Origin of the sequence: Pseudomonas sp. SCT (assembly GCF_003864275.1) — a bacterium.
Taxonomy (GTDB): Bacteria; Pseudomonadota; Gammaproteobacteria; order Pseudomonadales; family Pseudomonadaceae; genus Stutzerimonas; species Stutzerimonas stutzeri_AE.
The window spans coordinates 154,770-180,239 of the sequence record NZ_BDJA01000009.1; the positions used below are offsets into that span (position 1 = coordinate 154,770).

Consider the following 25,470-nt stretch of genomic DNA (forward strand, 5'->3'; position numbering starts at 1 on the left):
GTTCGTTGCAACGTCATCAATAGGGGAAGAGCCTTGTGCTCTTCCCCTATTTCGTATCTGAGATGGGGCTTTTGCAAAAATGCGCTTGGCGTTAGGTCGTTTGCCAGCGCGGTTCTGCAAGAACCTCTGGAGGTTATGTACATGGAAAATTTGGATGCGCTGGTCTCGCAAGCGCTTGAGGCCGTGCAACGAAGCGAGGATATCGCTGCCCTTGAACAGGTGCGTGTTCAGTACCTGGGGAAGAAGGGCGAGCTTACCCAGTTGATGCAAACGCTGGGCAGGCTCTCTGCTGAGGAACGTCCGCAGGCCGGCGCTCTGATCAACGCAGCCAAGAACAGCGTTCAAGATGTGTTGAACGCTCGCAAGGCTGACTTGGAACAGGCGGCCCTAAATGCCAAGCTCGCGGCAGAGCAAATCGATGTGACATTGCCCGGGCGTGGCGAGCTGTCAGGTGGTCTGCATCCGGTAACTCGTACCTTGGAGCGCGTCGAGCAGTTCTTCAGCCACATCGGCTATAGCGTGGCAGAAGGCCCCGAAGTCGAAGACGATTATCACAACTTCGAAGCGTTGAATATTCCCGGGCATCACCCCGCGCGTGCGATGCACGATACCTTCTATTTCAATGCCAACATGCTATTGCGCACGCATACCTCACCGGTCCAAGTGCGCACCATGGAATCACGGCAGCCGCCAATTCGTATTGTCTGTCCTGGGCGTGTCTATCGTTGCGATTCGGATATCACTCATTCACCGATGTTTCATCAGGTCGAAGGTCTGTTGATCGATGAGGGCATCAGTTTTGCCGATCTAAAAGGCACCATTGAAGAGTTCCTGCGGGTGTTCTTCGAGAAGCCGCTGGGGGTTCGCTTCCGTCCGTCCTTCTTTCCTTTCACTGAGCCCTCTGCAGAAGTCGATATGCAATGCGTGATGTGCAGTGGCAAGGGCTGCCGTGTGTGCAAGCAGACCGGCTGGCTTGAGGTGATGGGCTGCGGCATGGTGCATCCGAACGTACTGCGGATGTCTGGGATCGATCCGGAACGGTACTCCGGATTTGCTTTCGGTATGGGTGTCGAGCGTCTTGCGATGCTGCGTTACGGTGTCAATGACTTGCGCCTGTTCTTCGACAACGACCTGCGGTTTCTCGCGCAATTTCGCTAGTACCGCCGCCAGTCAACGATCTATTAGGAGAGCAGGATGAAATTCAGTGAACAATGGCTGCGGAGCTGGGTCAATCCGCAGGTTTCTCGCGAGGAGCTGGTAGCTCGTCTGTCTATGGTCGGGCTCGAGGTTGATGCGGTGACACCCGTTGCTGGCAGCTTCAGCGGAGTGGTTGTCGGTGAGGTGCTAGAAGCGGCGCAGCACCCCGATGCCGATAAGCTTCGGGTCTGTCAGGTCAGCAATGGGAGTGAAACCTTTCAGGTCGTGTGCGGCGCGCCTAACGTGCGGCCAGGCCTGAAGATTCCGTTTGCCATGATTGGCGCCCAGTTGCCGGGCGATTTCAAAATCAAAAAAGCCAAGCTCCGCGGTATTGAATCCAACGGCATGCTCTGCTCGGAAACCGAGTTGCAGGTAGGTAGTGACGATAGCGGTCTGATGGAGCTAGCTAACGACGCACCAGTTGGTACTGATTTCCGCGAGTTTCTAGGTCTCGATGATGTAAGCATCGAAATCGGCCTGACGCCTAATCGCGGAGACTGTCTATCCATTGCTGGCTTGGCACGGGAGGTTGGCGCGATCTATGGCGTAGTGGTCAGTCCGGTGGATGTTGCTGCGGTGCCAGTTGGTCATGACGACTCGCGTCCAGTCGAGGTTTTTGCGCCTGCTGCATGCCCGCGTTACCTCGGACGTATCATTCGAGGCGTCGATCTGTCACGTCCGACGCCTATGTGGATGGTCGAGCGCCTGCGCCGTTCAGACATCCGCAGCATTGATGCGGTCGTCGATGTAACCAACTACGTAATGCTCGAACTGGGCCAGCCCCTGCATGCCTTTGATCTTGCCGAGATCAACGGTGGTATTCGGGTTCGAATGGCTGAAGAGGGCGAAAAGCTCGTCCTGCTCGACGGCCAGGAAATCACCCTGCGGGCGGACATTCTGGTTATCGCAGATCATCAACGGGCGCTTGCGATCGCGGGTGTCATGGGTGGGGAGCATAGTGGCGTAACTGCATCTACGCAGAGCATTTTCCTGGAGAGCGCGTTCTTCGACACCATTGCGCTGGCTGGCAAAGCGCGTTCCTACGGTTTGCACACCGATGCGTCCCACCGCTACGAGCGCGGGGTCGATTCGCAGCTGGCGCGTCAGGCTATGGAGCGCGCAACAGGGTTGTTGCTGGCGATCGTCGGTGGTGAGGCTGGACCCATTGTCGAAGTAGTCAGCGAAAGTAATTTGCCTAAGGTAACGCCGGTCACGCTGCGTACTGAGCGCATCACTCAGATGTTGGGCCTGGAAATGGACGGCACCGAGGTGGTACGCCTACTCACATCGTTGGGGTTGGCGGTGACCGAAGAGGCTGAAGGTCGTTGGCAGGTCAGTGTTCCAAGTCATCGTTTTGACATCGGCCTTGAAGTCGACCTGATCGAAGAGTTGGGGCGCCTGTATGGCTACGATCGCCTGCCGGTGCGCTATCCGCAAGCCCGCCTTGCGCCGGAAGCCAAGCCGGAAGCCCGCGCCGAGTTGCCACTGCTTCGTCGTCTGCTAGTGGCTCGTGGTTATCAGGAGGCGATCACCTACAGTTTCATCGATCCCAAGCTGTTCGAGCTGTTCAGTCCGGGCGTGAAGCCATTGGAGCTGGCCAACCCGATTTCTGCAGATATGGCCGCGATGCGCGCCTCGCTCTGGCCAGGTCTGGTCAAGGCATTGCAATACAACCTCAATCGACAGCAGTCGCGTGTGCGCCTGTTCGAAGCAGGGCTGCGTTTTGTCGGTCAGCTGCCGGAGCTTGAGCAGGAGGCCATGCTGGCCGGTGTGGTAACGGGCAGCCGTGAGCCCGAGGGCTGGACGAATGCTCGCGAAGCGGTGGATTTCTTTGACGTAAAGGCAGATGTTGAAGCTCTACTGGCTAATGCCGGCAACGCCGGCGCTTATCGATTCGTCGCTGGAGAGCATCCGGCTTTGCACCCTGGGCAGACCGCACGTGTCGAGCGCGAAGGAACGCTGATTGGGTTCGTAGGTAGTCTGCATCCTGAGTTGGCGGGCAAATTAGGGATCGAACAGCCTGTGTTCATGTTCGAACTCAAGCTCAGTGAGATCGCCGAGGGGCGGATGCCGTCCTTTGCAGAGCTGTCGCGTTTCCCCGAGGTGCGCCGCGATCTAGCTGTGGTGGTCGCGCGGGAAGTACCTGCTGAGGAAATCCTCACCTGCATTCGTGACGCTGCGGGCGACTATCTGACGGACCTCAAGCTATTTGATGTCTATCAGGGCAAAGGTATTGATCCTCTTGGCAAAAGTGTGGCAGTCGGCTTGACCTGGCAACACCCATCGCGCACTCTAAACGACGATGAGGTGAACGGTTCGATGCAGAAAATCCTCACCTCCCTGGAAGAAAGGTTCAATGCCACGTTAAGGAAATAGCGTATGGGGGCTCTGACGAAAGCTGAAATGGCAGAACGTCTGTATGAAGAGCTGGGCTTGAATAAGCGCGAGGCCAAGGAGTTGGTGGAGCTTTTTTTTGAGGAGATCCGCCAGGCGCTCGAGCATAACGAGCAGGTCAAGTTGTCTGGATTCGGCAACTTTGACCTGCGCGACAAGCGTCAGCGGCCCGGGCGAAATCCGAAAACAGGCGAGGAAATTCCTATCACGGCGCGTCGGGTAGTGACGTTCCGTCCCGGGCAGAAACTCAAAGCGAGAGTCGAGGCCTATGCTGGAACCAAGTCATAACGACGAGCTTCCGTCGATCCCCGGCAAGCGCTATTTCACCATTGGTGAAGTCAGCGAGCTTTGTGCTGTCAAGCCACATGTGCTGCGTTACTGGGAGCAGGAGTTTCCTCAGCTCAACCCGGTGAAGCGACGCGGCAACAGGCGGTACTACCAGCGTCAGGATGTCCTGATGATTCGTCAGATTCGAGCGCTTCTCTACGATCAGGGTTTCACCATTGGTGGTGCGAGACAGCGTATGTCCGGCGAGGAGGCGCGCGACGATACTACACAGTACAAGCAACTGATCCGGCAGATGATTTCGGAGCTGGAAGAGGTTCTTCAGGTGCTGAGGAAATAGTTGATCCGGCATCTAAAAAACTTTCACATTTTCAGATGCTTAATGTATAGTGCGATCCGCTTTCAGCAGTGCTGATGGCGACAGTCGGGGCGTAGCGCAGCCTGGTAGCGCACTTGCATGGGGTGCAAGGGGTCGAGTGTTCGAATCACTCCGTCCCGACCAAATAGATCAACGAAAAAGGCCGGTTGCGAAAGCATCGGCCTTTTTCGTTGTGGGACATTTTTCATCCTGCCTTCCTCCTCAGTTTCGTCAGCGCCCGGCCCCCTCGAATCCGTCGCCGATATCTTGTTGGCCTCATCGACTATTTTGCCTAAATCAGCCGCCGAGTAGCGGCTTGTGATGCTGCCGTTCATGGGGTCAAGCAGGGCCTTTCGGCTTTCCTCCGCCACGCCTGCGGCGCGAAGCCTGCGACAGACTAACGAGTGCAGTCTGATCACTGAAAATCGCGGCTACGCACATCGAGCCCGGTAAGCAGAGGCGTGAGGTCGCTCAGGCGGCCGGCAATGAGATGTCGTACGCCGCTGGCCGACTCAAGATGGCCATCCACACGAAGCAGTTGCGACTGGATCAGCGGTCGCCTTTGGCGCTCGGCCAGATCGCGCCAGACCACCACGTTGACCATGCCGAACTCGTCTTCCAGGGTAACGAAGATGACACCGCTGGCGGTCTGTGGGCGTTGTCGGCCGATCACCAGGCCGGCAACGCTGACCGGGCGGCCATGCTCGATCATGGCCAGTTCCCGTGAGCTGCGGCAGCGCCGGGCCTTGAGCTCATCTCGTAGCAAGGCCAGGGGGTGTGGTCCCAGCGTCGTGCCAAGGGTCGCGTAGTCGTTGAACAGGTCTTCGCTCACCGAAGGCAGCGGCAGATTGATGGGCGTTTCCTCCGTTGCGGGCAGGCTGGCGAACAGCGGTAGCTGTGGTTCGATTCCGGCGACGGTCCAGCGCGCTCGATGTCGATGGCCGGCCAGGCCGCCGAGGGCGCCGGCATCGGCGAGCTGCTCGCGCGCACGCGGTTCGAGTTCGGCGCGAAGGCACAGGTCATGGATATTCGTGAATAGCTGGCGTTGGCGTGCGGCTTCGATGCGCCGGGCATCGGCTTCCCGAAAGCTGCGCACCATGCGTAGCCCCAGGCGGATTGCCGGTTGCTCCTGGCTGCATGGCTCAAGACTGCAATCCCAGCCGCTGTGGCGAACGTCCACCGGGCGGATTTCCAGCCCGTGGCGACGGGCGTCCTGGAGAATCTGGTCAGGGTTGTAGAAGCCCATCGGCCAGCTGTTGATCAGGGCGCAGGCAAATGCAGCCGGCTCGTGGCGTTTCAGCCAGCAGCTGGCATAGGTGAGCAGGGCAAAACTCGCAGCGTGCGATTCGGGAAAACCGTAGCTGCCGAACCCTTTGATCTGCTCGAAGATCCGTGCGATGAATTCAGGCTGGTAGCCTTTGGCGAGCATGCGCTCGGTCAGGCGCACGCGGTGGGGCTCCAAGCTGCCGTGACGCTTCCAGGCGGCCATGGCGCGGCGCAGCTTGTCGGCCTCGTCTGGGGTGTATTCGGCCGCCACGATCGCCAGCTCCATCACCTGCTCCTGAAACAGTGGCACGCCAAGGGTGCGCGCGAACACCGGTTTCAGTTCTTCGGATGGGTAATCCACCTTTTCTTCATCGTTACGTCGACGCAGGTATGGATGCACCATGTCGCCCTGGATCGGCCCGGGGCGTACGATGGCGACCTGGATGACCAAGTCGTAAAAGGTCTTCGGGCGCAGGCGCGGCAACATGGCCATCTGTGCCCGTGATTCGATCTGGAAGACGCCGATGGTGTCGGCCCGGCTGATCATCTCGTAGGTGGGCTTGTCCTCCGTGGGCAGCGTGGCGATGGTCCAGCGCGTGCCGCGATAATGTTCGATCAGGTCGAAACAGCGGCGTATCGCGCTGAGCATGCCCAGTGCTAGCACGTCGACCTTAAGCAGACCGACGGCATCGAGGTCATCCTTGTCCCACTGAATCACCGTGCGCTCGGCCATGCTGGCATTCTCGATCGGCACCAGGGTGTCGAGCGGCTGTTCGGAGATCACGAAGCCGCCAGGGTGCTGGGACAGGTGGCGGGGGAAGCCGATAAGCGCATCGGTCAGTACCAGAACTCGGCGCAGAACCGGATTATCCCGGTCGAAGCCGGCTTCGCGCAGCCGCGAGTCGTCGGGTATGTGCTCACTCCAGCGTCCACAGCAGCCTGCAAGGGCGTTGATCTGGTCCGGTGGCAGGCCTAGGGCCTTGGCGACATCCCGCAGGGCGCCAGTGGCGCGGTAGCTGCTGGCGACGGCGGTGAGGGCGGCACGATTGCGCCCGTAGCGCTGAAAGACGTACTGGATGACTTCCTCGCGCCGGTCGTGCTCGAAATCCACGTCGATATCGGGTGGCTCGTTGCGTTCGCGGGAGAGGAAACGCTCGAACAACAGTTTGCTGCGCACCGGGTCGAGCTCGGTGATACCCAGCACGAAGCAGACGCTCGAGTTGGCCGCCGAGCCCCGACCCTGGCAGAGAATGCCCCGCTCGCGGGCGAAGCGGACGATGTCGTGCACGGTCAGGAAATAGCTTTCGTAATGCAGATCGGCGATCAGCTCCAGTTCATGTTCGAGCTGCGCGCGGGCCTTTTCCGGAATGCCGTCCGGCCAGCGCCAGCGTGCGCCATCCTCGACCAGCTTGCGCAACCATGAGGTGGTGTCATGTCCAGGCGGGACCAGTTCGTGGGGGTAGTGATATTTCAGCTGGTCGAGCTGGAAATGGCAGCGCTGGCTGATGTGAAGGGTTTCGGCGAGCAGTTCGGCTGGATAGAGCTGGGCCAGCTCCTCGCGCGACCGCAGGTGGCGTTCGCCATTGGGAAAGAGATGGCGTCCGGCCTCTGCCACCGGCAGATGGTGGCGGATGGCGGTCATGCAGTCTTGTAATGCCCGACGACCGCGGGCATGCATGTGTACGTCGCCACAGGCCACGGCGGATATGCCCAGGCGTGAAGCCTGGGTCAGGGATTGCCGCAGCTGCAGCGCGTCGTCCGGCCCCCGATGCAGTTCGATGCCAAGCCACAGCCGCTCGCGAAAACGATCGAGCAGCCAGCGGCCTTCGGCATCGGCGCCGTCGTGGTCGGGCAGCCAGATCGCCAGCAGCCCCTCCAGCGGCCAGTCGCGCAGGTCTTCGCGCAGCGCCTGGTACCGACCTTTTTCGGCCCTTCGGCGGGCGCGGGTGATCAGCTGGCACAGGGCCTGGTAGCCGGTCAGGTTTTCCACCAGCAAGACCAGTTTGGGCCCGCCCTCGATCTGCAGCTCGCTGCCAATGATCAGCGGCAGGCCGGTGTCCTTCGAGGCCTGCCAGGCGCGCACGATACCGGCCAGGCTGCATTCGTCGGTGATTGCCAGAGCGTCATAGCCCTGGCGTTTGGCGCGTTCGAAGAGTTCGCGCGCGCTGGATGCACCCCGCTGGAAGCTGAAGTTGGACAGGCAGTGCAGCTCGGCATATTCGGTGTTCATGCGAACCAGCCATGCAGCAGCAGGGGCCCTCCGGTGAGGGCGCGAAACGCCCAGCCCTGTTGGCCGGTAGCGGTTTGTACCCGGTAGTAGTCGCGTCGCGCGTCGCCACCATCCCACCAGCCGGACTCGATGCGCTCGGGGCCAGCCAGGGTGAGCAGACCCTCTTCGCGCAAGGGCTGCGGGGTACTCAGGAGCCAGCTGGGGCGCAAACCTATTTGAGGCAAGGGTTCGGTGTGGGCGAGGCTGCTTTCCCGCCAGGCGCACTCCGGGCGGTGGTCCGCTCGTGCGCTCAGCGAGACCACGGCGTCGTCGCCCAGTCGAGCGCGGAGGCGTTCGCGCAGTTGCTCCCAGGACACATTCTGTTGCGGGCGCTCGTCGAACAGGGCCTGATGGGCCGGCGTGAAGGCTGGCAGATCACGAGCCAGCAGACGCACGGCCAAGACGGGGGCCGGCAGTTGCAGGTGCTCGAGGCGGCCGCGGGTCAGTTCGAACAGCATGACGGGCTCGCGTTCGGTACTGAGCAGGCCGACCGGCACCTCGCTGTCGGGCAGGGTGCGATGTTCCAGGTACAGGCTGAAACGCTGGACTCCGCTGTCCCGTCCGGCGAGAAAGGCGGCCAGGTCGGCGGTCAGTCTGCGCAATGGAAACAGCAGAGCCTGATGGGACTCGACCTCGAAATTCAGTTCGATGCGGGTGTCGAAGACATCCGGCGGGCGGTAGAACTCCAGAGGTAGCGGCCGATGCCCGAACAAGGTGTCGAGCTGGGCCAGCACTTCGGCCGGAAAGCGTCTGGCCAGGCTGTCGCGCGGCAGGGCGAGCAGTTGATGTAGATGGCGTACGCCCATGCGTACCAGCGATGTGCTTACTTCACGGGGCAGGCCGAGGCGCTCGACCGGCAATCCCCCTAGCGCCTGATGCAGCGTGGCTGTATCGGTCACAACCAGCCCGTCATGGGCATTGGCGAGGATGCGCGCGGCCGCCGGGTTGGGCGCCAGGGTGATGCGGTGGCGGAAGCCCAGGGCCGTGAGTTCCTCGCGCAGACGCGTCTCGAATCGTGGCCAGGGGCCGAACAGGCCGAGGCTGGAATGCACCTCCAGCAGCAGGCAGCGCGGGTAGTGCAGGCTGACCTGAGCGCTGTAGCCATAACCCCAGGCCGCCAGAAACCGCTGCCAGCGTTCGATCATCAGCGGGTTGTAATCGGCGGTGGCGAAGTCGTGGGTCAATGCCTGGGCTGCGATCAGCGATTGCCCTGGCTTGAGGCCGAGCTTGCGGGCGGCTGCGTTGACGGCCTGCAGAACGCGGCGCTGTGGCGGGCCGGCGAGCAGGGCCAGCGGCGCGTCGGCATCGTCGCGGTGGCGCAAAACGCCGTCCATGGCCAGTTGCGGCAGCAGAATGCAGGCCCAGAGCATCGTCACACCTATTGCCAAGCGCTGGCTGGTAGCGGCCGGGCCGGAGCCAGGCCGCCGCGGCACTTGATGACCCGCAGCTGCACCGGCTGTGCTTCGAGGGTCAGGCGCAATGCTGCGGGCGACGGATTTTCCGCTTCGCGCAGCGGGCGATAGGCAAAGGCCAGGGTCTGGCCGGTTTCGGCGGCTATCTGCAGTCGCCGCAGGGCGCGGTCGTCGGCCTGTCGCGGCCAGCACAGCACGGCGGCGCAACTGCCGGAGCGCAGGCACTGTTCGGCGCTCCACAAGGCATCGCGGTCCTTGGCCTGGACGATGACCAGATGGCGCAGATCCACTCCAGCCGCAAGCCAGGCCTGGGGGCAGGGACGATGGGGCGGGGCGACCAGCACGACACGTTCGCCTGCGCTGGTCAGCCTGGCGAGCGTCGGCCACAGCAGGCGCAGTTCGCCGATCCCCGGGGCTGCGAAAAGGATTTCGCTGAGTGCCGAATCCGGCCAGCCGCCAGCGGGCAAGAGCGCATCCAGCATGGCATGTCCGGTCGGTTGGGCCGCCGTAGGAGATGCAACGGGCTGGCCACGCCAGATGCGGCGAGCATCCAGCAGGCGGTCAAGGGCGACCACGGAAGACATGAGAGAAATATCCGAATAACTGTATATAGATACAGTATTAGGGTGGCCAGGTCTGGTCAAGTTGCCTCGGATAGGCGTGTAGTATCCGGTGTCTGGTGATAGGTCGAGCGGCGCTGTCTGGTGAAAAAAACCAGCGTCAAGGGTCAATAGGCGCTGCTTGTACTTGGAAAATCAGTGCATTAGCATTCGCGCCCGGGATAAAGGCCGCAGTGCCTCTATTTGCTGTTCCCGGCCATATCGAAATAGAAAGCCCGGTTCGCCCGCGATCCGGGCTTTTTCTTTGCTGTGCGGGGCGCATGATGGTCCTGTATCGACGAAGCTGAACGAGGGAAATGCCATGCGCGAGCGTTTGTTGGCTACGGAAAAGGTTAAGTCGATCGAATGGCTGGACGGGCGCCTGAATCTGCTCGATCAGCGCAAGCTTCCCGTCGAAGAAGTTTGGTGCAGTTATGATTCCGCCGCGTCGATCGCTGCGGCGATCCGGGATATGGTCGTGCGCGGCGCGCCGGCAATCGGAATCAGCGCAGCCTATGGCCTAGTCCTTGCCGTGCGTGCCCGTATCGCCGACGGCGGTGATTGGCGGCAGGCGCTGGAGGAAGACTTCAAGGTGCTGGCCGATTCCCGTCCCACCGCAGTCAATCTGTTCTGGGCTCTGAACCAGATGCGCGAACGGCTGGAGCGCCTCAAGCCGGGTGAAGACCCGTATGCAGCGCTGGAAGCCCAGGCCATTTCGATCCATGACAGCGATCGCGAGGCAAATCTGGCGATGGCGCAATTTGGCGTCGACCTCATTCGCAGGCATCAGGGCAGTCCGCAGAACCTGCTCACCCATTGCAACACCGGGGCACTGGCGACCGGCGGTTTCGGTACGGCGCTCGGAGTCATCCGTGCGGCGCATCTCGAGGGGCTGGTGGAGCGGGTATACGTCGATGAGACCCGGCCTTGGTTGCAGGGCTCCCGGCTGACGGCCTGGGAGCTGCTCGGTGATGGTGTTCCGGCTATGGTGAATGCTGACTCGGCAGCTGCTCATCTGATGAAATCCAGAGGCATTTCCTGGGTAATCGTCGGTGCGGATCGCATCACCGCCAATGGCGATGTGGCGAACAAGATTGGCACCTACCAGCTTGCGGTCCTGGCGATGCACCACGGCGTGCGTTTCATGGTGGTGGCGGCAAGTTCGACCATCGACATGGCGTTGGAGAGCGGTGAAGAGATCCAGATCGAGGAACGCGCCGGCAGCGAGCTGCTTGAGGTCAATGGTCAGCGCTTCGCGGCTGATGTCGAGGCATTCAATCCGGTGTTCGACGTGACGCCGGCCGACCTCATCGACGCCATCGTCACCGAGAAAGGTGTGGTCGAGCGCCCGAACGCCGCGAAGCTGGCTGAGCTGATGAGCCGCAAACGGCTGCACTGAGCAACGGTCGATCGCGCTTGGGCGTGGTGTGCAAGCCGGTTTTGCTCCGTGCAAGGCTCAGTTTATAGCAGTCGTCTGTGTTACCATCCCGCGCTTATTACAGGACCCTGCTGACTATAAGGAACCAGGCTTCCATGGGCGAACTGGCCAAAGAAATCCTCCCGGTCAATATCGAAGACGAGCTCAAGCAGTCCTACCTTGATTACGCCATGAGCGTGATCATTGGCCGTGCGCTGCCGGACGCGCGCGATGGCCTGAAACCGGTACACCGCCGCGTGCTGTTCGCCATGAGCGAGCTTGGCAATGACTGGAACAAGCCTTACAAGAAATCCGCCCGTGTGGTCGGTGACGTGATCGGTAAATACCACCCGCACGGTGACTCGGCGGTATACGACACCATCGTGCGTATGGCGCAGCCTTTTTCGCTGCGCTACATGCTGGTCGACGGCCAGGGCAACTTCGGTTCGGTCGACGGCGACAGCGCTGCAGCGATGCGTTACACCGAAGTGCGCATGGCCAAGCTGGCCCATGAGCTGCTGGCCGACCTGGAGAAAGAAACTGTCGACTGGGTGCCCAACTACGACGGCACCGAGCAGATCCCGGCGGTCATGCCGACCAAGGTTCCCAACCTGCTGGTAAACGGCTCCAGCGGTATTGCGGTAGGCATGGCAACCAACATCCCGCCGCATAACCTGGGCGAAGTCATCGATGGTTGCCTGGCGCTGATCGACAACGCCGATATCACCATCGACGAACTCATGCAGTTCATCCCGGGTCCCGATTTCCCTACAGCCGGCATCATCAATGGTCGTGCTGGCATCATCGAGGCCTATCGCACCGGCCGCGGGCGCATCTATATCCGTGCGCGTGCCGATATCGAAGATATCGACAAGGTCGGTGGCCGTCAGCAGATCGTCATCACCGAGCTGCCTTACCAGTTGAACAAGGCACGGCTGATCGAGAAGATCGCCGAGCTGGTGAAAGAGAAGAAGATCGAAGGCATCACCGAGCTGCGTGACGAGTCCGACAAGGACGGCATGCGCGTGGTCATCGAGCTGCGCCGCGGCGAAGTGCCCGAGGTGATCCTCAACAACCTCTATGCGCAGACTCAGCTGCAGAGCGTCTTCGGTATCAACGTGGTCGCGCTCATCGATGGCCAGCCGCGCACGCTGAACCTCAAAGAGCTGCTGGAAGCCTTCGTTCGCCACCGGCGCGAAGTCGTCACCCGCCGTACCGTCTATGAGCTGCGCAAGGCGCGCGAGCGTGGGCACATTCTTGAGGGGCAGGCGGTCGCGCTGTCCAACATCGATCCGGTCATCGCGGTGATCAAGGCTTCGCCAACTCCAGCCGAGGCCAAGGATGCGCTGATTTCCACTGCGTGGGAATCGAGCGCCGTCGAGGCGATGGTAGAGCGCGCAGGTGCTGATGCCTGTCGTCCGGAAGGTCTCGATCCGCAGTTCGGGTTGCGTGATGGCAAGTACTTCCTTTCGCCAGAGCAGGCCCAGGCGATTCTCGATCTTCGTCTGCACCGCCTGACCGGCCTCGAGCACGAGAAGCTGCTCAGCGAGTACCAGGAAATTCTCACCCAGATCGGCGAGCTGATCCGCATCCTGACCAATCCGGTTCGCCTGATGGAAGTCATCCGCGAAGAACTGGAAGGCGTGAAGCGCGATTTCGGCGATGCACGGCGCACCGAGATTCTCGAGTCGCGTCTGGACCTGACGTTGGCGGACCTGATCACCGAAGAAGAGCGCGTCGTCACCATCTCGCATGGTGGTTATGCCAAGTCGCAACCGCTGGCCGCCTACCAGGCGCAGCGTCGCGGCGGTCGCGGCAAGGCTGCGACTGGGGTGAAGGAAGAGGATTACGTCGAGCATCTACTGGTTGCCAACAGCCATACCACGCTGCTGCTGTTCTCCAGCAAGGGCAAGGTGTACTGGCTGAAGACCTACGAGATTCCCGAGGCATCGCGTACTTCGCGTGGTCGCCCGCTGGTCAACCTGCTGCCGCTCGACGAGGGCGAGCGCATCACCGCGATGCTTCAGGTCGATCTGGAAGCGCTGCGCAAACAGGCCGCCGAAGGTGAGGACGACCTGGACGACGCCGAAGGCCTGGTCATCGAGCACGATGATGCGGACGAGGTCGAAAGCGATGACGCCGACAGCGACGAGAAAGACGAGCCGACCGGCTCCTACATTTTCATGGCTACTGCCAATGGCACGGTCAAGAAGACACCGCTGGTGCAGTTCAGCCGGCCGCGTACGTCCGGCCTGATCGCGCTCAAGCTGGAAGAGGGCGATACCCTGATCGCCGCAGCCGTGACCGATGGCGCCCAGGAAGTGATGATGTTCTCCGATGGCGGCAAGGTCATCCGCTTCAAGGAAAGCAAGGTGCGCATCATGGGGCGTAATGCCCGCGGTGTGCGCGGTATGCGTCTGCCCGAAGGGCAGCGCATCATTTCCATGCTGATCCCGGAGACGGGCGCGCAGATTCTCACCGCGTCCGTGCGTGGCTACGGCAAGCGCACCGCGATGGAAGAGTTCCCGCGTCGCGGCCGTGGCGGCCAGGGCGTCATCGCCATGGTCACCAACGAGCGCAACGGCCCGTTGGTAGGCGCCGTGCAGGTGCTCGAGGGTGAGGAGATCATGCTGATTTCCGATCAGGGCACGCTCGTGCGGACCCGCGTCGACGAGGTGTCATCGCTGGGCCGCAATACTCAGGGTGTCACCCTGATCAAGCTGAGCAAGGGCGAGCATCTGGTAGGCCTGGAGCGCGTGCAGGAGCCATCCGAGGAAGACGTGCTGGAAGACATCGAAGCGTTGCTCGATGACGATGCCCTCGAGAAGGAAATGCCTGTGCTCAGCACCGAGCCGAGCGAGGATGAACTGCTCGGCGGGGCTGGCGACGTATCTCCGGATGTGGTGCCGACAGACGACGAAGACTGATCGGCGAAAGCAATCCGCAAACAGGTGGTAGCGCGGTGGTCGGTAGAGGTACCGGTCGCCGCGCCGCGGGAATCAACATCGAGCAAGAGCGAGAGAACAGCAGTGAGCAAACGCGCCTTTAACTTCTGTGCCGGTCCGGCTGCGCTTCCCGAAGCCGTCCTTCAGCGCGCCCAGGCGGAGCTTCTCGACTGGCATGGCAAGGGCCTGTCGGTCATGGAGATGAGTCACCGTAGCGACGAATACACCGCCATCGCCGAAAAGGCCGAGCAGGATCTGCGCGACCTGCTGGCGATTCCGTCGAACTACAAGGTGCTGTTCCTCCAGGGGGGCGCCAGCCAGCAGTTTGCCGAGATTCCGCTGAATCTGCTGCCGGAAGATGGAGTTGCGGACTATATCGATACGGGTATCTGGTCACGCAAGGCGATCGAAGAAGCCCGTCGTTTCGGCAACGTCAACGTCGGGGCCAGCGCCAAACCCCTCGATTACTTCGCGATCCCGGGGCAGAACGACTGGCAGCTCAGCGAGCGCGCTGCGTACCTGCACTACGCGAGCAACGAAACCATTGGCGGCCTGCAGTTCGACTGGGTCCCTGAGGTTGGTGATACACCGCTGGTCGTCGACATGTCCTCGGACATTCTGTCGCGGACCATCGACGTGTCGAAGTTCGGCCTGATCTACGCCGGTGCGCAGAAGAACATCGGGCCGTCGGGCCTAGTGGTCGTCATCGTTCGTGAAGACCTGCTTGGTCGCGCGCGTTCCGCCTGCCCGACCATGCTCGACTACAAGATCGCCGCGGATAACGGCTCTATGTACAACACACCGGCAACCTTTTCCTGGTACCTCTCGGGGCTGGTTTTCGAGTGGCTGAAGGAGCAGGGCGGCGTCGAGGCGATGGAGCAGCGCAACCGCGCGAAGAAGGACATGCTCTACGGCGCCATCGATGCCAGCGATTTCTACACCAATCCGATCGCCGTCAACGCGCGTTCGTGGATGAACGTGCCGTTCCGTCTGGCCGACGAGCGTTTGGACAAGTCGTTCCTGGCCGGTGCCGACGCGCGCGGCCTGTTGAACCTCAAAGGTCATCGCTCCGTGGGCGGCATGCGCGCATCGATCTACAACGCTGTCGGTCTGGACGCGGTCGAAGCGCTGGTGGCCTACATGGCCGAGTTCGAGAAGGAGCACGGCTGATGAGCGACGCCGATCAGCTGAAGGCCCTGCGGATTCGAATCGACAGTCTCGACGAGCGCATTCTTGACCTGATCAGCGAGCGCGCCCGCTGCGCCCAGGAGGTTGCCCGGGTCAAGACCGCGGCGCTGGCCGAAGGCGAGTCGGCGGTGTTCTATCGTCCGGAGCGTGAAGCCTGGGTGCTCAAGCACATCATGGAGCTCAACCGCGGGCCGCTCGACAACGAGGAGATGGCGCGTCTGTTCCGCGAGATCATGTCGTCCTGCCTGGCCTTGGAGCAGCCGCTCCGGGTCGCCTATCTCGGTCCGGAAGGTACGTTCTCTCAGGCCGCGGCGCTCAAGCACTTCGGCCATGCGGTGATCAGCACGCCGATGGCGGCCATCGACGAAGTATTCCGTGAAGTTGTGGCGGGGGCCGTGAATTTCGGCGTAGTGCCGGTGGAGAACTCCACTGAAGGCGCGGTCAATCACACGCTGGATAGCTTTCTCGAACACGACATCGTGATCTGCGGCGAGGTGGAGTTGCGTATCCATCATCATCTGCTGGTGGGTGAGACGACCAAGACTGATCGGATCACGCGCATCTACTCCCATGCGCAATCGCTGGCGCAGTGCCGTAAGTGGCTTGATGCCCACTACCCGAATGTCGAGCGCGTAGCGGTTTCCAGCAATGCGGATGCGGCCAAGCGGGTCAAGAGCGAGTGGAATTCGGCGGCTATCGCCGGAGACATGGCTGCCCAGCTCTACGGTCTGACCAAGCTGGCCGAGAAGATCGAGGATCGCCCAGACAACTCCACGCGCTTCCTGATCATTGGCAGCCAGGAAGTGCCGCCGACCGGCGATGACAAGACTTCGATCATCGTCTCGATGCGCAATAAGCCAGGGGCCTTGCATGAGCTGCTGGTGCCATTCCATGCCAACGGCATCGACTTGACCCGCATCGAAACACGGCCATCGCGCAGCGGCAAATGGACCTACGTGTTCTTCATCGACTTCCTCGGCCATCATCAGGATCCGCTGATCAAGGATGTGCTGGAGAAGATCGGTCAGGAAGCCGTAGCGTTGAAAGTGTTGGGCTCCTATCCCAAAGCAGTCCTTTGATATTGCGGCTTCAGGCTGCGGCGGCGGGGGACAGGCGGGCGGCTTGTACCAGCTGCCAGAGGCCTGCAGCCTGAGGCTTATTTATGAGTTGTGATTACCTCGCTTTGGCTCAGCCGGGTGTGCAGAAGCTGTCTCCCTATGTACCGGGTAAGCCGGTTGACGAGCTGGCACGCGAGCTGAATTTGGACCCTGCTGGAATCGTCAAGCTGGCCAGCAACGAAAACCCGCTGGGACCAAGCCCGAAAGTGCTTGATGCGATCAGGGCTGAGCTTTCGGAGCTGACCCGCTACCCGGACGGTAACGGTTTCGCGCTAAAGCAGCGGCTCGCCGAACGCTATTCGGTTGGCATCAATCAGGTCACCCTGGGCAACGGCTCCAATGACATTCTTGAGCTGCTTGCGCGCGCCTATCTGGCGCCCGGGCTGAATGCCGTGTTCAGCGAGCATGCCTTCGCTGTCTATCCGATTGCCACGCAAGCGGTCGGTGCCGAGGGGCGTGCCGTGCCGGCAAAGAACTGGGGCCACGATCTCGACGCAATGGCGGCGGCCATCGACGAAAACACCCGAGTGGTTTTTGTCGCCAACCCCAACAATCCGACCGGAACCTGGTTCGATGCTGCTGCGCTGGGCGGATTTCTGGCTCGCGTACCGGAGCATGTTCTGGTAGTGCTGGACGAGGCCTATATCGAATATGCCGAAGGTCAGGAGCTGCCTGATGGGCTGGCGTTCCTTGCCGACTATCCCAATCTGCTGGTTTCGCGCACCTTCTCCAAGGCCTATGGCCTGGCGGCCCTGCGCGTCGGCTACGCCATCAGCTCGCCAGTGATCGCCGACGTACTGAACCGCGTCAGGCAGCCATTCAACGTGAACAGTCTGGCGCTGGCGGCGGCTTGCGCAGCGCTGGATGACGTCGATTATCTGCTTGCCAGCCGCAAGGCGAATGATGCCGGAATGCTTCAGCTGGAAACGGGTTTCCGTCAGCTGGGGCTGGAGTGGATTCCTTCTCGGGGCAATTTCATCGCGGTGGATTTCGCCCGTGACGCTGCGCCGATCAACCAGGCGTTATTGCGCGAAGGGGTGATTGTGCGTCCTGTGGCCGGATACGGTATGCCAACGTTCCTGCGTGTCTCAATTGGCACCGAGCAGGAAAATGCACGCTTTCTCGATGTGCTGCGCCAGGTACTCGCTCAGTGAATCACGCTCGTCACGCGCAACAGCCTTCGCCGATTGTGAATCGCCTGGTGGTGATCGGCCTTGGCCTGATTGGCGGCTCGTTCGCCAAGGGCTTGCGTGAGGCTGGCCTTTGTCGCGAGGTGGTCGGCTTCGATCTGGATGCGCGCTCGCGGGAGCTGGCTGTCGAACTGGGTGTGGTTGATCGTTGCGCAGACACGCTCGCCGAGGCTTGCGATGGGGCCGACGTAATTCAGCTTGCGACGCCTATTCTTGCGCTGGAGCGGCTGCTCGGTGAACTGGCGAAGCTTGAATTGGGCGGGGCCGTGATCACCGACGTCGGTAGCGCCAAGGGTAATGTGGTGCGCTGTGCGCGCAATGTTTTCGGCGAAATGCCGTCCCGTTTCGTTCCTGGCCATCCCATTGCGGGCTCTGAACTTAGTGGCGTGACGGCGGCAAACAGCACGCTGTTTCGGCGGCACAAGGTCATCCTCACGCCGTTGGAGAACACCGATCCACAAGCGCTCGCGCTGGTGACTAAGCTTTGGTCGGCACTCGGTGCTGACGTCGAGCACATGGGCGTCGCGCATCACGACGAAGTGCTGGCTGCCACCAGTCATCTGCCTCACCTGCTGGCCTTCGGTCTGGTTGATTCGCTTGCCAAGCGCCATGAGAATCTAGAAATCTTCCGTTACGCGGCAGGTGGCTTTCGCGATTTCACCCGTATCGCTGGTAGCGATCCGGTGATGTGGCACGACATCTTTCTCGCCAATCGCGAGGCCGTGCTGCACACCCTGGACGATTTTCGTGCCGACCTCGACGCGCTGCGCGCCGCGGTCGATGAAGGAGACGGGCACCGGTTGTTGGGCGTGTTTACACGTGCCAAGGCGGCCCGGGAACATTTCAGTAAAATACTGGCTCGCCGAGCCTATGTGGACGTTATGCATTCCAATGACCTCGTTTTCCTCGCCAATCCCGGCGGCAGCCTGACTGGCCATCTTCGCGTTCCGGGCGACAAATCCATTTCTCACCGTTCGATCATGCTTGGCTCCCTGGCCGAAGGCACGACTGAAGTAGAAGGTTTCCTCGAGGGCGAGGACGCCCTGGCTACCATTCAGGCGTTCCGGGACATGGGCGTCGTCATCGAGGGGCCGCATCAGGGGCGCGTGACCGTCCATGGTGTCGGTCTGCACGGTCTCAAGGCTCCGCCCGGGCCGATCTATCTGGGCAATTCCGGAACCTCCATGCGGTTGCTGTCCGGTCTGCTCGCTGCGCAACCGTTCGATACGACGCTGACGGGTGATGCGTCTCTGTCCAAGCGGCCGATGAATCGCGTCGCCAAGCCGTTGCGCGAGATGGGTGCGGTCATCGAGACGGCTCCCGACGGACGGCCTCCGCTGACCATTCGTGGTGGTCAGCGTCTGTCTGGCATGCATTACGAGATGCCGATGGCCAGCGCCCAGGTCAAGTCCTGCCTGTTGCTGGCTGGTCTGTATGCCGCCGGCCAGACTTCGGTCACCGAGCCGGCCCCGACGCGCGATCATACCGAGCGCATGCTGCGCGGCTTCGGCTATCCGGTGACCGTCAAGGGCAGCACTGCGCTCGTCGAACCCGGACATAAGCTGCAGGCGACCCATATCGAGGTGCCGGCAGATATCTCTTCGGCGGCGTTCTTCATGGTTGCGGCGAGCATCGCTCAAGGCTCGGAAATTGTGCTCGAGCACGTTGGTGTAAATCCGACCCGTACCGGTGTGATCGACATCCTTAAACTGATGGGTGGCGACATCTCTCTGGAGAATCCACGCGAGGTGGGCGGCGAGCCAGTGGCGGACATCCGTGTGCGTGGTGCGCAGCTCAAGGGTATCGATATTCCTGAAGATCTGGTTCCGCTGGCGATCGACGAGTTCCCGGTGCTCTTCGTGGCTGCGGCTTGCGCGGAAGGTCGTACCACCTTGCGCGGTGCCGAGGAGTTGCGGGTCAAGGAATCTGACCGCATCCAGGTCATGGCGGACGGGCTGCAGACACTGGGCGTCAAGGCTGAACCGACTCCGGACGGAATTGTCATCGAAGGTGGCGCGATTGGTTCCGGTGAGGTCTGGGCGCATGGCGATCACCGTATCGCCATGTCCTTCAGCGTGGCTGCGCTCCGCGCCAGCGGTCCGATCCGTATCCACGACTGTGCCAACGTGGCGACGTCGTTCCCCAACTTCCTCGCCTTGGCGCAGCGCGCCGGCATGCAGGTTCATTCGGAGGGCGATTCATGATCAGGCCTGTTCCGGTCATCACCATCGACGGTCCGAGTGGCTCGGGTAAGGGGACGGTTGCAGCGTTGCTCGCTGGCAAGCTGGGCTGGAATTTCCTCGACTCCGGTGCCTTGTATCGTCTGCTGGCCTTTGCGGCGCGTAACCATGGTGTTGATCTGACCAACGAAGAGGCGCTGAAAGTGCTCGCCGAGCACCTTGATGTCCAGTTCGGCGCCGCTCGTGACGGTCACGGCATGATCATTACGCTCGAAGGAGAGGAGGTTACCGAAGCCATTCGCAATGAAAGCGTTGGCGCCGGTGCATCTCAGGTTGCGGCGTTGCCGGTGGTTCGCACGGCTTTGTTGCAGCGGCAGAAAGCCTTCTGCGAAGCGCCTGGACTGGTCGCCGATGGGCGTGACATGGGCACCGTGGTTTTCCCCGATGCACCATTGAAGATATTTCTCACCGCCAGCGCCGAGGAGCGTGCTCGTCGGCGGTACTTGCAGTTGAAGGCGCGGGGCGATGATGTTAATCTCGCGAGTCTTCTTGAGGAGATCCGGGAGCGCGACGAGCGCGACACCCAACGTGCGGTGGCACCGCTGAAGCCGGCAGACGATGCCATTCAACTGGATTCCACTACACTCTCCATCGAAGAAGTGCTGCAAAAGATTCTGAGCGAAGTCGCCGACCGCGATTTGGCTGGATGATCGGAACGCCGAAAGGCGGCCAAACGGACTCAAGGCACACTCAGCCCAGGCTGCGAGTGTCGGAGCCGTTAACAAGGAGGCATGTGGGAGACCAGATCCAGTCCCACAGGCCTTTTTTTATATGAATGAACCCACATTGTCTGGAATGTGGAGATTGGGCGGATCCTCGCCTGAAAACAGCAGGAATCAACATGAGCGAAAGCTTCGCAGAACTTTTTGAAGAAAGCCTTAAATCCCTCGACATGCAGCCGGGCGCCATCATCACCGGCATCGTGGTCGACATCGACGGTGACTGGGTCACCGTGCATGCCGGCCTCAAGTCCGAGGGCGTCATCCCGGTCGAGCAGTTCTACAACGAGCAGGGCGAGCTGACCATCAAGGTGGGTGACGAGGTCCACGTTGCTCTGGACGCGGTTGAAGATGGCTTTGGCGAAACCAAGCTGTCCCGTGAAAAAGCCAAGCGCGCGGAATCCTGGATTGTTCTGGAAGCGGCTTTCGCTGCAGAAGAAGTGGTCAAGGGCGTCATCAACGGCAAAGTCAAAGGTGGCTTCACCGTCGACGTCAACGGTATTCGTGCGTTCCTGCCGGGTTCGCTGGTCGATGTCCGCCCTGTGCGCGACACCACCCACCTGGAAGGCAAAGAGCTCGAGTTCAAGGTCATCAAGCTGGACCAGAAGCGCAACAACGTTGTCGTTTCCCGCCGCAGCGTGCTGGAAGCCGAGAACAGCGCCGAGCGCGAAGCTCTGCTCGAGTCCCTGCAGGAAGGTCAGCAGGTCAAGGGTATCGTCAAGAACCTCACCGACTACGGTGCGTTCGTTGACCTGGGCGGCGTTGATGGTCTGCTGCACATCACCGACATGGCCTGGAAGCGTATCAAGCATCCGTCCGAGATCGTCAACGTTGGCGACGAGATCGATGTCAAGGTGCTGAAGTTCGACCGCGAGCGCAACCGTGTATCGCTGGGTCTGAAGCAGCTGGGCGAAGACCCATGGGTTGCCATCAAGGCTCGCTACCCGGAAGGTACCCGCGTTCAGGCTCGCGTCACCAACCTCACCGACTACGGCTGCTTCGCCGAGCTGGAAGAAGGCGTCGAAGGTCTGGTGCACGTTTCCGAAATGGATTGGACCAACAAGAACATCCACCCGTCGAAGGTCGTTCAGGTCGGCGACGAAGTGGAAGTCATGGTTCTGGACATCGACGAAGAGCGTCGTCGCATCTCCCTGGGCATCAAGCAGTGCAAGTCCAACCCATGGGAAGACTTCTCTGGCCAGTTCAACAAGGGCGACCGCATCTCCGGCACCATCAAGTCGATCACCGATTTCGGTATCTTCATTGGTCTGGACGGCGGCATCGACGGTCTGGTTCACCTGTCCGACATCTCCTGGAACGAGCCGGGTGAAGAAGCCGTTCGCCGCTTCAAGAAGGGCGACGAGCTGGATACCGTCATCCTGTCGGTCGACCCGGAGCGTGAGCGCATCTCCCTGGGCATCAAGCAGCTGGAAGACGATCCGTTCTCCAACTACGCCGCTGTCAATGACAAGGGCAGCATCGTTCGCGGTACCGTGAAAGAAGTTGACGCCAAGGGCGCCATCATCGATCTGGGTAACGATATCGAAGCTACCCTGAAAGCTTCCGAAATCAGCCGTGACCGCGTTGAAGATGCGCGCAACGTGCTGAAGGAAGGCGACGAAGTCGAAGCCAAGATCATCAGCATCGACCGCAAGTCCCGCGTGATCAGCCTGTCCATCAAGTCCAAAGACGTCGAAGACGAAAAGGATGCGATGAAAGAGCTGCGCACCAAGCAGGACGTAGAAAGCACTGGCCCGACCACCATTGGTGATCTGATCCGTGCTCAGATGGAAAACCAGAACTAAGTTCGGGTTCTTCATGAAAAAGGGCGCCTCCGGGCGCCCTTTTTTGTGCCCGCGATTCCGGCGTGGTGAAGCGGCCGGGCTCCGTGAAGGCTGCTAGCCTCTGGCCTTTTCCACGGCGAGCGCCTGGTTGACCGCGAGCCAGCCGTCTACTGCTTGTTCACCCGCATCATCGAAGGCGCGCTGTAGCAGTCTGACCTGTTCCCGACGCAGCGCTTGTTCCAACTTCGCCCCCTCTGCGGTAAAGCGCAGCATACGCTTACGCTTGTCATCCTCTGCCGTAAGGCTCTCCACCAGATGCATTTCGATCAGCTGGCGTAGCGGTGTGTTCAGCGCCTGCTTGGAGACGCCCAGGTAGCTAAGCAACTCCTTGACGCTCAGGTCGGGATAGCTGGCGATGAAAAAAAGGATGCGGTGATGCACGCGTGACAGGCCTCGACGGGCCAGCATCTCGTCAGGCTTGGCCGTGAAGGCCTGATAGCCGAGAAAGAAGCTTTCCATTATCTGGCGCTGCACTGCGCTTTTTTTTAGGTCAGGCATATTGACGTATTTATTGTGAGAGGCGTAATTTCGGTCAAGAAGTTTGACTTATTTTGCAGCGCCTCGCATCTGGTATGGAAATGGCCTTCTCCGAACGCATTACTCGTCTTAAAAGTTCTCTCATTCGTGAAATCCTCGCCGCAGCCCAGCGCCCGGAAGTGATGTCCTTTGCCGGTGGGCTGCCGGCGGAGGCGATGCTGCCGACGGTCGATTGGGCTGAATTGCCGGCGAGCATGGGGCAGTACGGCATGAGCGAGGGGGAGCCCGCTCTGCGCGAGGCCATCGCGGCCCAGGCGCGAGCGCTGGGCGTGCCTTGCGAGGCCAGTCAGGTGCTGATCGTCAGTGGTTCGCAGCAAACGCTGGACCTTGCCTCGAAATTGTTTATCGACGTGGGCACAGAGGTGCTGGTTGAAGCGCCGACCTATCTTGCGGCACTTCAATCCTTCCAGCTGTTCGGCGCACATTGTCTGGCGGTGCCGCAACAGGCTGATGGGCCGGATCTGGCTGCCTTGCGCGCCACGCTGGAGCAGCATGCGCCAGCTTTCGCCTATCTGATCCCGACCTTCCAGAATCCCTCAGCCGTGCGCTATAGCGAAGACAAGCGTGATGCCGTCGCTGCATTGCTGGATGAGTTCGGCGTGACGCTGCTGGAAGACGAGCCGTACCGCGAGCTGGTATTCGATCAGGGCAGCGCCAGGCCCATCGTGTCGCGTCTCAAGCGGGCCAGCTGGATCTACACGGGCACGGTATCCAAGACGCTGCTGCCCGGTTTGCGAGTGGGCTACCTGATTGCGTCTCCGGACCTGTTTCCTTATCTGCTGCGGCTTAAGCAATCCGCCGATCTGCATACCAATCGGATCGGACAATGGCAGGCGCTGCAATGGCTGGGCAGCGATCATTACCAGGCGCATCTCGAACAGTTGCGTGAGTTCTACCGGGTCCGTCGTGATGCCATGCAGGCAGCTTTGGACGAGCACTTCAGCGACCTGGCGACCTGGGAGTTGCCGCAGGGCGGACTGTTCTTCTGGTTGACGCTGAAGCAGCCGCTGGACACACGGACCCTGCTCAATCAGGCGCTGGCTGAAGACGTCGTGTTCATGCCCGGTGAGCCGTTCTTTGTCGATCCGGACGCGAACCCTGGTTACCTGCGACTGAATTTCAGCCATGTTGCGGGCGAGCGAATGGCGGAAGGATTGTGCCGGTTAGCGAAGGTCATTCGCGAAGCCGGTGTGCGGGAAGCTGCCTGAGAGGTTATTGCTGACCCGCAACGCGGGTCGATCGGGAGGGGAGACCATGTTGAAAGTCTATGGCGATTACAGGTCGGGTAATTGCTACAAGATCAAGCTGATGCTTCATCTGCTGGACCAGCCTTATGAATGGATTCCGATCAATGTCCTGCGGGGCGAGTCCCGTTCCGAGGAGTTTCTCAAGAAGAATCCGAACGGCAAGATTCCGGTTCTGGAACTGGAAGATGGCACCTGTCTTTGGGAGTCGAATGCCATCCTGAACTATCTGGCCGAGGGCAGTGAGTTTCTGCCGACTGACCCGCGCTTGCGCACCCAGGTGCTGCAGTGGCAGTTCTTTGAGCAGTACAGCCACGAGCCCTTCCTGGCAGTGGCCCGTTACATCAAGGTCTACCTCGGTATGCCGGAGGACCGACGCGAAGAGTACGAGGCCAAGCAGCTGGACGGCTATCACGCACTGAACGTGATGGAGCAGCAACTGCTGCGCACGCCTTACCTGGTCGGGGAGCATTATTCGATCGCCGACGTTGCGCTATATGCCTATACGCATGTCGCCGAGGAAGGCGGGTTTAAATTGGACGGCTATCCTGCGATTCGCCAGTGGCTCCAACGCGTCGCCAGCCATCCGCGGCATGTCGGTATGTACGATTGAACGAAAAACAGGGCCGCAAGGGCCCTGTTTTACTGTGCAGTCGGCTTTACTTGACCAGGCCGAGAAACTCGCTGCGAGTTGCTGCATTCTCGCGGAACTGGCCGAGCATCACCGATGTGACCATCGATGAATTTTGCTTCTCGACGCCGCGCATCATCATGCACATATGTTGCGCTTCGATGACCACCGCGACACCTGATGCACCGGTAACCTGCTGCATCGCCTCGGCGATTTCACGGGTCAGGTTCTCCTGAATCTGCAGGCGACGCGCATACATGTCTACGATCCGGGCCACCTTCGACAGGCCAAGCACCTTGCCGTTGGGCAAATAAGCAACATGAGCCTTGCCGATGAAGGGCAGCATGTGATGCTCGCACAGCGAATACAGCTCGATATTCTTGACCAGCACCATTTCGCTATTGTCCGAGCTGAACAGCGCACCGTTGGTGACTTCTTCAAGGGTCTGCTGATAGCCCTTGCACAGATACTGCATGGCTTTGGCCGCGCGCTTGGGCGTGTCGAGCAGGCCTTCGCGGCTAACGTCCTCGCCAAGTTGGCCAAGGATCGCGGTGTAGTGTTGTTCCAGGGACATTGAACTACCTGTCAGGCTTCATGAGGTCGCGAACGCGAAGGGT

At 60.8% G+C, this 25,470-nt stretch carries 19 protein-coding genes, 1 tRNA gene and 1 pseudogene; 15 read left to right on the plus strand and 6 right to left on the minus strand.

The window, feature by feature from the left end; all coding sequences use genetic code 11:
* Positions 1-141: 141 nt before the first annotated feature.
* The 5 genes from pheS (at position 142) to BHD08_RS20060 (ending at position 4,378) form a co-directional block, all read left to right on the plus strand.
* Entirely contained in the window at positions 142-1,158 is a 1,017-nt protein-coding gene (gene pheS, locus BHD08_RS20040) for a phenylalanine--tRNA ligase subunit alpha (RefSeq protein WP_125024572.1), read from the plus strand.
* A 36-nt stretch (positions 1,159-1,194) separates the two neighbouring features.
* Positions 1,195-3,573, plus strand: a complete 2,379-nt coding sequence (gene pheT, locus BHD08_RS20045) for a phenylalanine--tRNA ligase subunit beta (RefSeq protein WP_125024574.1) — start codon at positions 1,195-1,197, stop codon at positions 3,571-3,573.
* Between the two features lie 3 nt (positions 3,574-3,576).
* Positions 3,577-3,879 carry an integration host factor subunit alpha gene (gene ihfA, locus BHD08_RS20050; RefSeq protein ID WP_003282572.1) on the plus strand — a complete coding sequence of 101 codons (303 nt, stop codon included), beginning with the start codon at positions 3,577-3,579 and terminating at the stop codon, positions 3,877-3,879.
* Complete coding sequence (locus BHD08_RS20055; protein WP_015276808.1) at positions 3,860-4,216, plus strand: MerR family transcriptional regulator; 357 nt, start codon at positions 3,860-3,862, stop codon at positions 4,214-4,216. Before ihfA ends, BHD08_RS20055 begins: the two co-directional genes overlap by 20 nt.
* Positions 4,217-4,301: 85 nt before the next feature.
* Positions 4,302-4,378 (plus strand) — tRNA-Pro (locus BHD08_RS20060).
* A 61-nt stretch (positions 4,379-4,439) separates the two neighbouring features.
* On the opposite strand, the pseudogene BHD08_RS23585 reads toward BHD08_RS20060, so the two are convergent.
* The 4 genes and pseudogenes from BHD08_RS23585 to imuA form a co-directional block, all read right to left on the minus strand.
* Positions 4,440-4,665: pseudogene (locus tag BHD08_RS23585) on the minus strand (site-specific integrase); the annotation flags it as partial.
* A complete protein-coding gene (locus BHD08_RS20070; protein ID WP_125024576.1) occupies positions 4,650-7,730 on the minus strand; it encodes an error-prone DNA polymerase in 3,081 nt (1,026 codons plus the stop codon). The gene BHD08_RS20070 and the pseudogene BHD08_RS23585, both read right to left, overlap by 16 nt.
* Complete coding sequence (locus tag BHD08_RS20075; protein WP_125024578.1) at positions 7,727-9,139, minus strand: DNA polymerase Y family protein; 1,413 nt, start codon at positions 9,137-9,139, stop codon at positions 7,727-7,729. Before BHD08_RS20075 ends, BHD08_RS20070 begins: the two co-directional genes overlap by 4 nt.
* An 8-nt stretch (positions 9,140-9,147) precedes the next feature.
* Entirely contained in the window at positions 9,148-9,765 is a 618-nt protein-coding gene (gene imuA / locus BHD08_RS20080; RefSeq protein WP_015276811.1) for a translesion DNA synthesis-associated protein ImuA, read from the minus strand.
* A 337-nt stretch (positions 9,766-10,102) separates the two neighbouring features.
* Here imuA and mtnA point away from each other — a divergent pair, with 337 nt between their 5' ends.
* From mtnA to rpsA, 8 genes are all read left to right on the plus strand, one after another.
* Complete coding sequence (gene mtnA, locus BHD08_RS20085) at positions 10,103-11,179, plus strand: S-methyl-5-thioribose-1-phosphate isomerase (RefSeq protein WP_125024607.1); 1,077 nt, start codon at positions 10,103-10,105, stop codon at positions 11,177-11,179.
* A 134-nt stretch (positions 11,180-11,313) separates the two neighbouring features.
* Positions 11,314-14,124, plus strand: coding sequence for a DNA gyrase subunit A (gene gyrA, locus BHD08_RS20090; RefSeq protein WP_015276813.1), 2,811 nt, complete (start codon positions 11,314-11,316; stop codon positions 14,122-14,124).
* A 102-nt stretch (positions 14,125-14,226) separates the two neighbouring features.
* A complete protein-coding gene (serC, locus tag BHD08_RS20095) occupies positions 14,227-15,312 on the plus strand; it encodes a 3-phosphoserine/phosphohydroxythreonine transaminase (RefSeq protein WP_125024580.1) in 1,086 nt (361 codons plus the stop codon).
* On the plus strand, positions 15,312-16,409 hold the full coding sequence (pheA, locus tag BHD08_RS20100) for a prephenate dehydratase (RefSeq protein WP_125024582.1): 1,098 nt from the start codon (positions 15,312-15,314) through the stop codon (positions 16,407-16,409). The genes serC and pheA overlap by 1 nt, the downstream gene beginning before the upstream one ends.
* An 83-nt stretch (positions 16,410-16,492) precedes the next feature.
* Complete coding sequence (hisC, locus tag BHD08_RS20105; RefSeq protein WP_125024584.1) at positions 16,493-17,602, plus strand: histidinol-phosphate transaminase; 1,110 nt, start codon at positions 16,493-16,495, stop codon at positions 17,600-17,602.
* Positions 17,599-19,842 carry a bifunctional prephenate dehydrogenase/3-phosphoshikimate 1-carboxyvinyltransferase gene (locus BHD08_RS20110; protein ID WP_125024586.1) on the plus strand — a complete coding sequence of 748 codons (2,244 nt, stop codon included), beginning with the start codon at positions 17,599-17,601 and terminating at the stop codon, positions 19,840-19,842. The genes hisC and BHD08_RS20110 overlap by 4 nt, the downstream gene beginning before the upstream one ends.
* A complete protein-coding gene (gene cmk, locus BHD08_RS20115) occupies positions 19,839-20,528 on the plus strand; it encodes a (d)CMP kinase (protein WP_125024588.1) in 690 nt (229 codons plus the stop codon). The genes BHD08_RS20110 and cmk overlap by 4 nt, the downstream gene beginning before the upstream one ends.
* Positions 20,529-20,719: 191 nt before the next feature.
* Positions 20,720-22,402, plus strand: a complete 1,683-nt coding sequence (gene rpsA / locus BHD08_RS20120) for a 30S ribosomal protein S1 (RefSeq protein ID WP_003302488.1) — start codon at positions 20,720-20,722, stop codon at positions 22,400-22,402.
* A gap of 93 nt (positions 22,403-22,495) precedes the next feature.
* Here the strand turns inward: rpsA and BHD08_RS20125 are convergent, their stop codons facing one another.
* Positions 22,496-22,939, minus strand: coding sequence for a MarR family winged helix-turn-helix transcriptional regulator (locus BHD08_RS20125; RefSeq protein WP_015276819.1), 444 nt, complete (start codon positions 22,937-22,939; stop codon positions 22,496-22,498).
* 80 nt (positions 22,940-23,019) lie between these two features.
* Between BHD08_RS20125 and BHD08_RS20130 the strand changes: the two genes are divergently transcribed.
* Both BHD08_RS20130 and BHD08_RS20135 read left to right on the plus strand, forming a co-directional pair.
* Positions 23,020-24,186 carry a PLP-dependent aminotransferase family protein gene (locus BHD08_RS20130; RefSeq protein WP_125024590.1) on the plus strand — a complete coding sequence of 389 codons (1,167 nt, stop codon included), beginning with the start codon at positions 23,020-23,022 and terminating at the stop codon, positions 24,184-24,186.
* A gap of 46 nt (positions 24,187-24,232) precedes the next feature.
* Complete coding sequence (locus BHD08_RS20135) at positions 24,233-24,835, plus strand: glutathione S-transferase family protein (protein ID WP_015276821.1); 603 nt, start codon at positions 24,233-24,235, stop codon at positions 24,833-24,835.
* Positions 24,836-24,881: 46 nt separating this feature from the next.
* Here the strand turns inward: BHD08_RS20135 and folE are convergent, their stop codons facing one another.
* Positions 24,882-25,427 (minus strand): GTP cyclohydrolase I FolE, encoded by a 546-nt coding sequence (gene folE / locus BHD08_RS20140; protein ID WP_015276822.1) that lies wholly within the window; start codon positions 25,425-25,427, stop codon positions 24,882-24,884.
* Positions 25,428-25,470 lie beyond the last annotated feature (43 nt).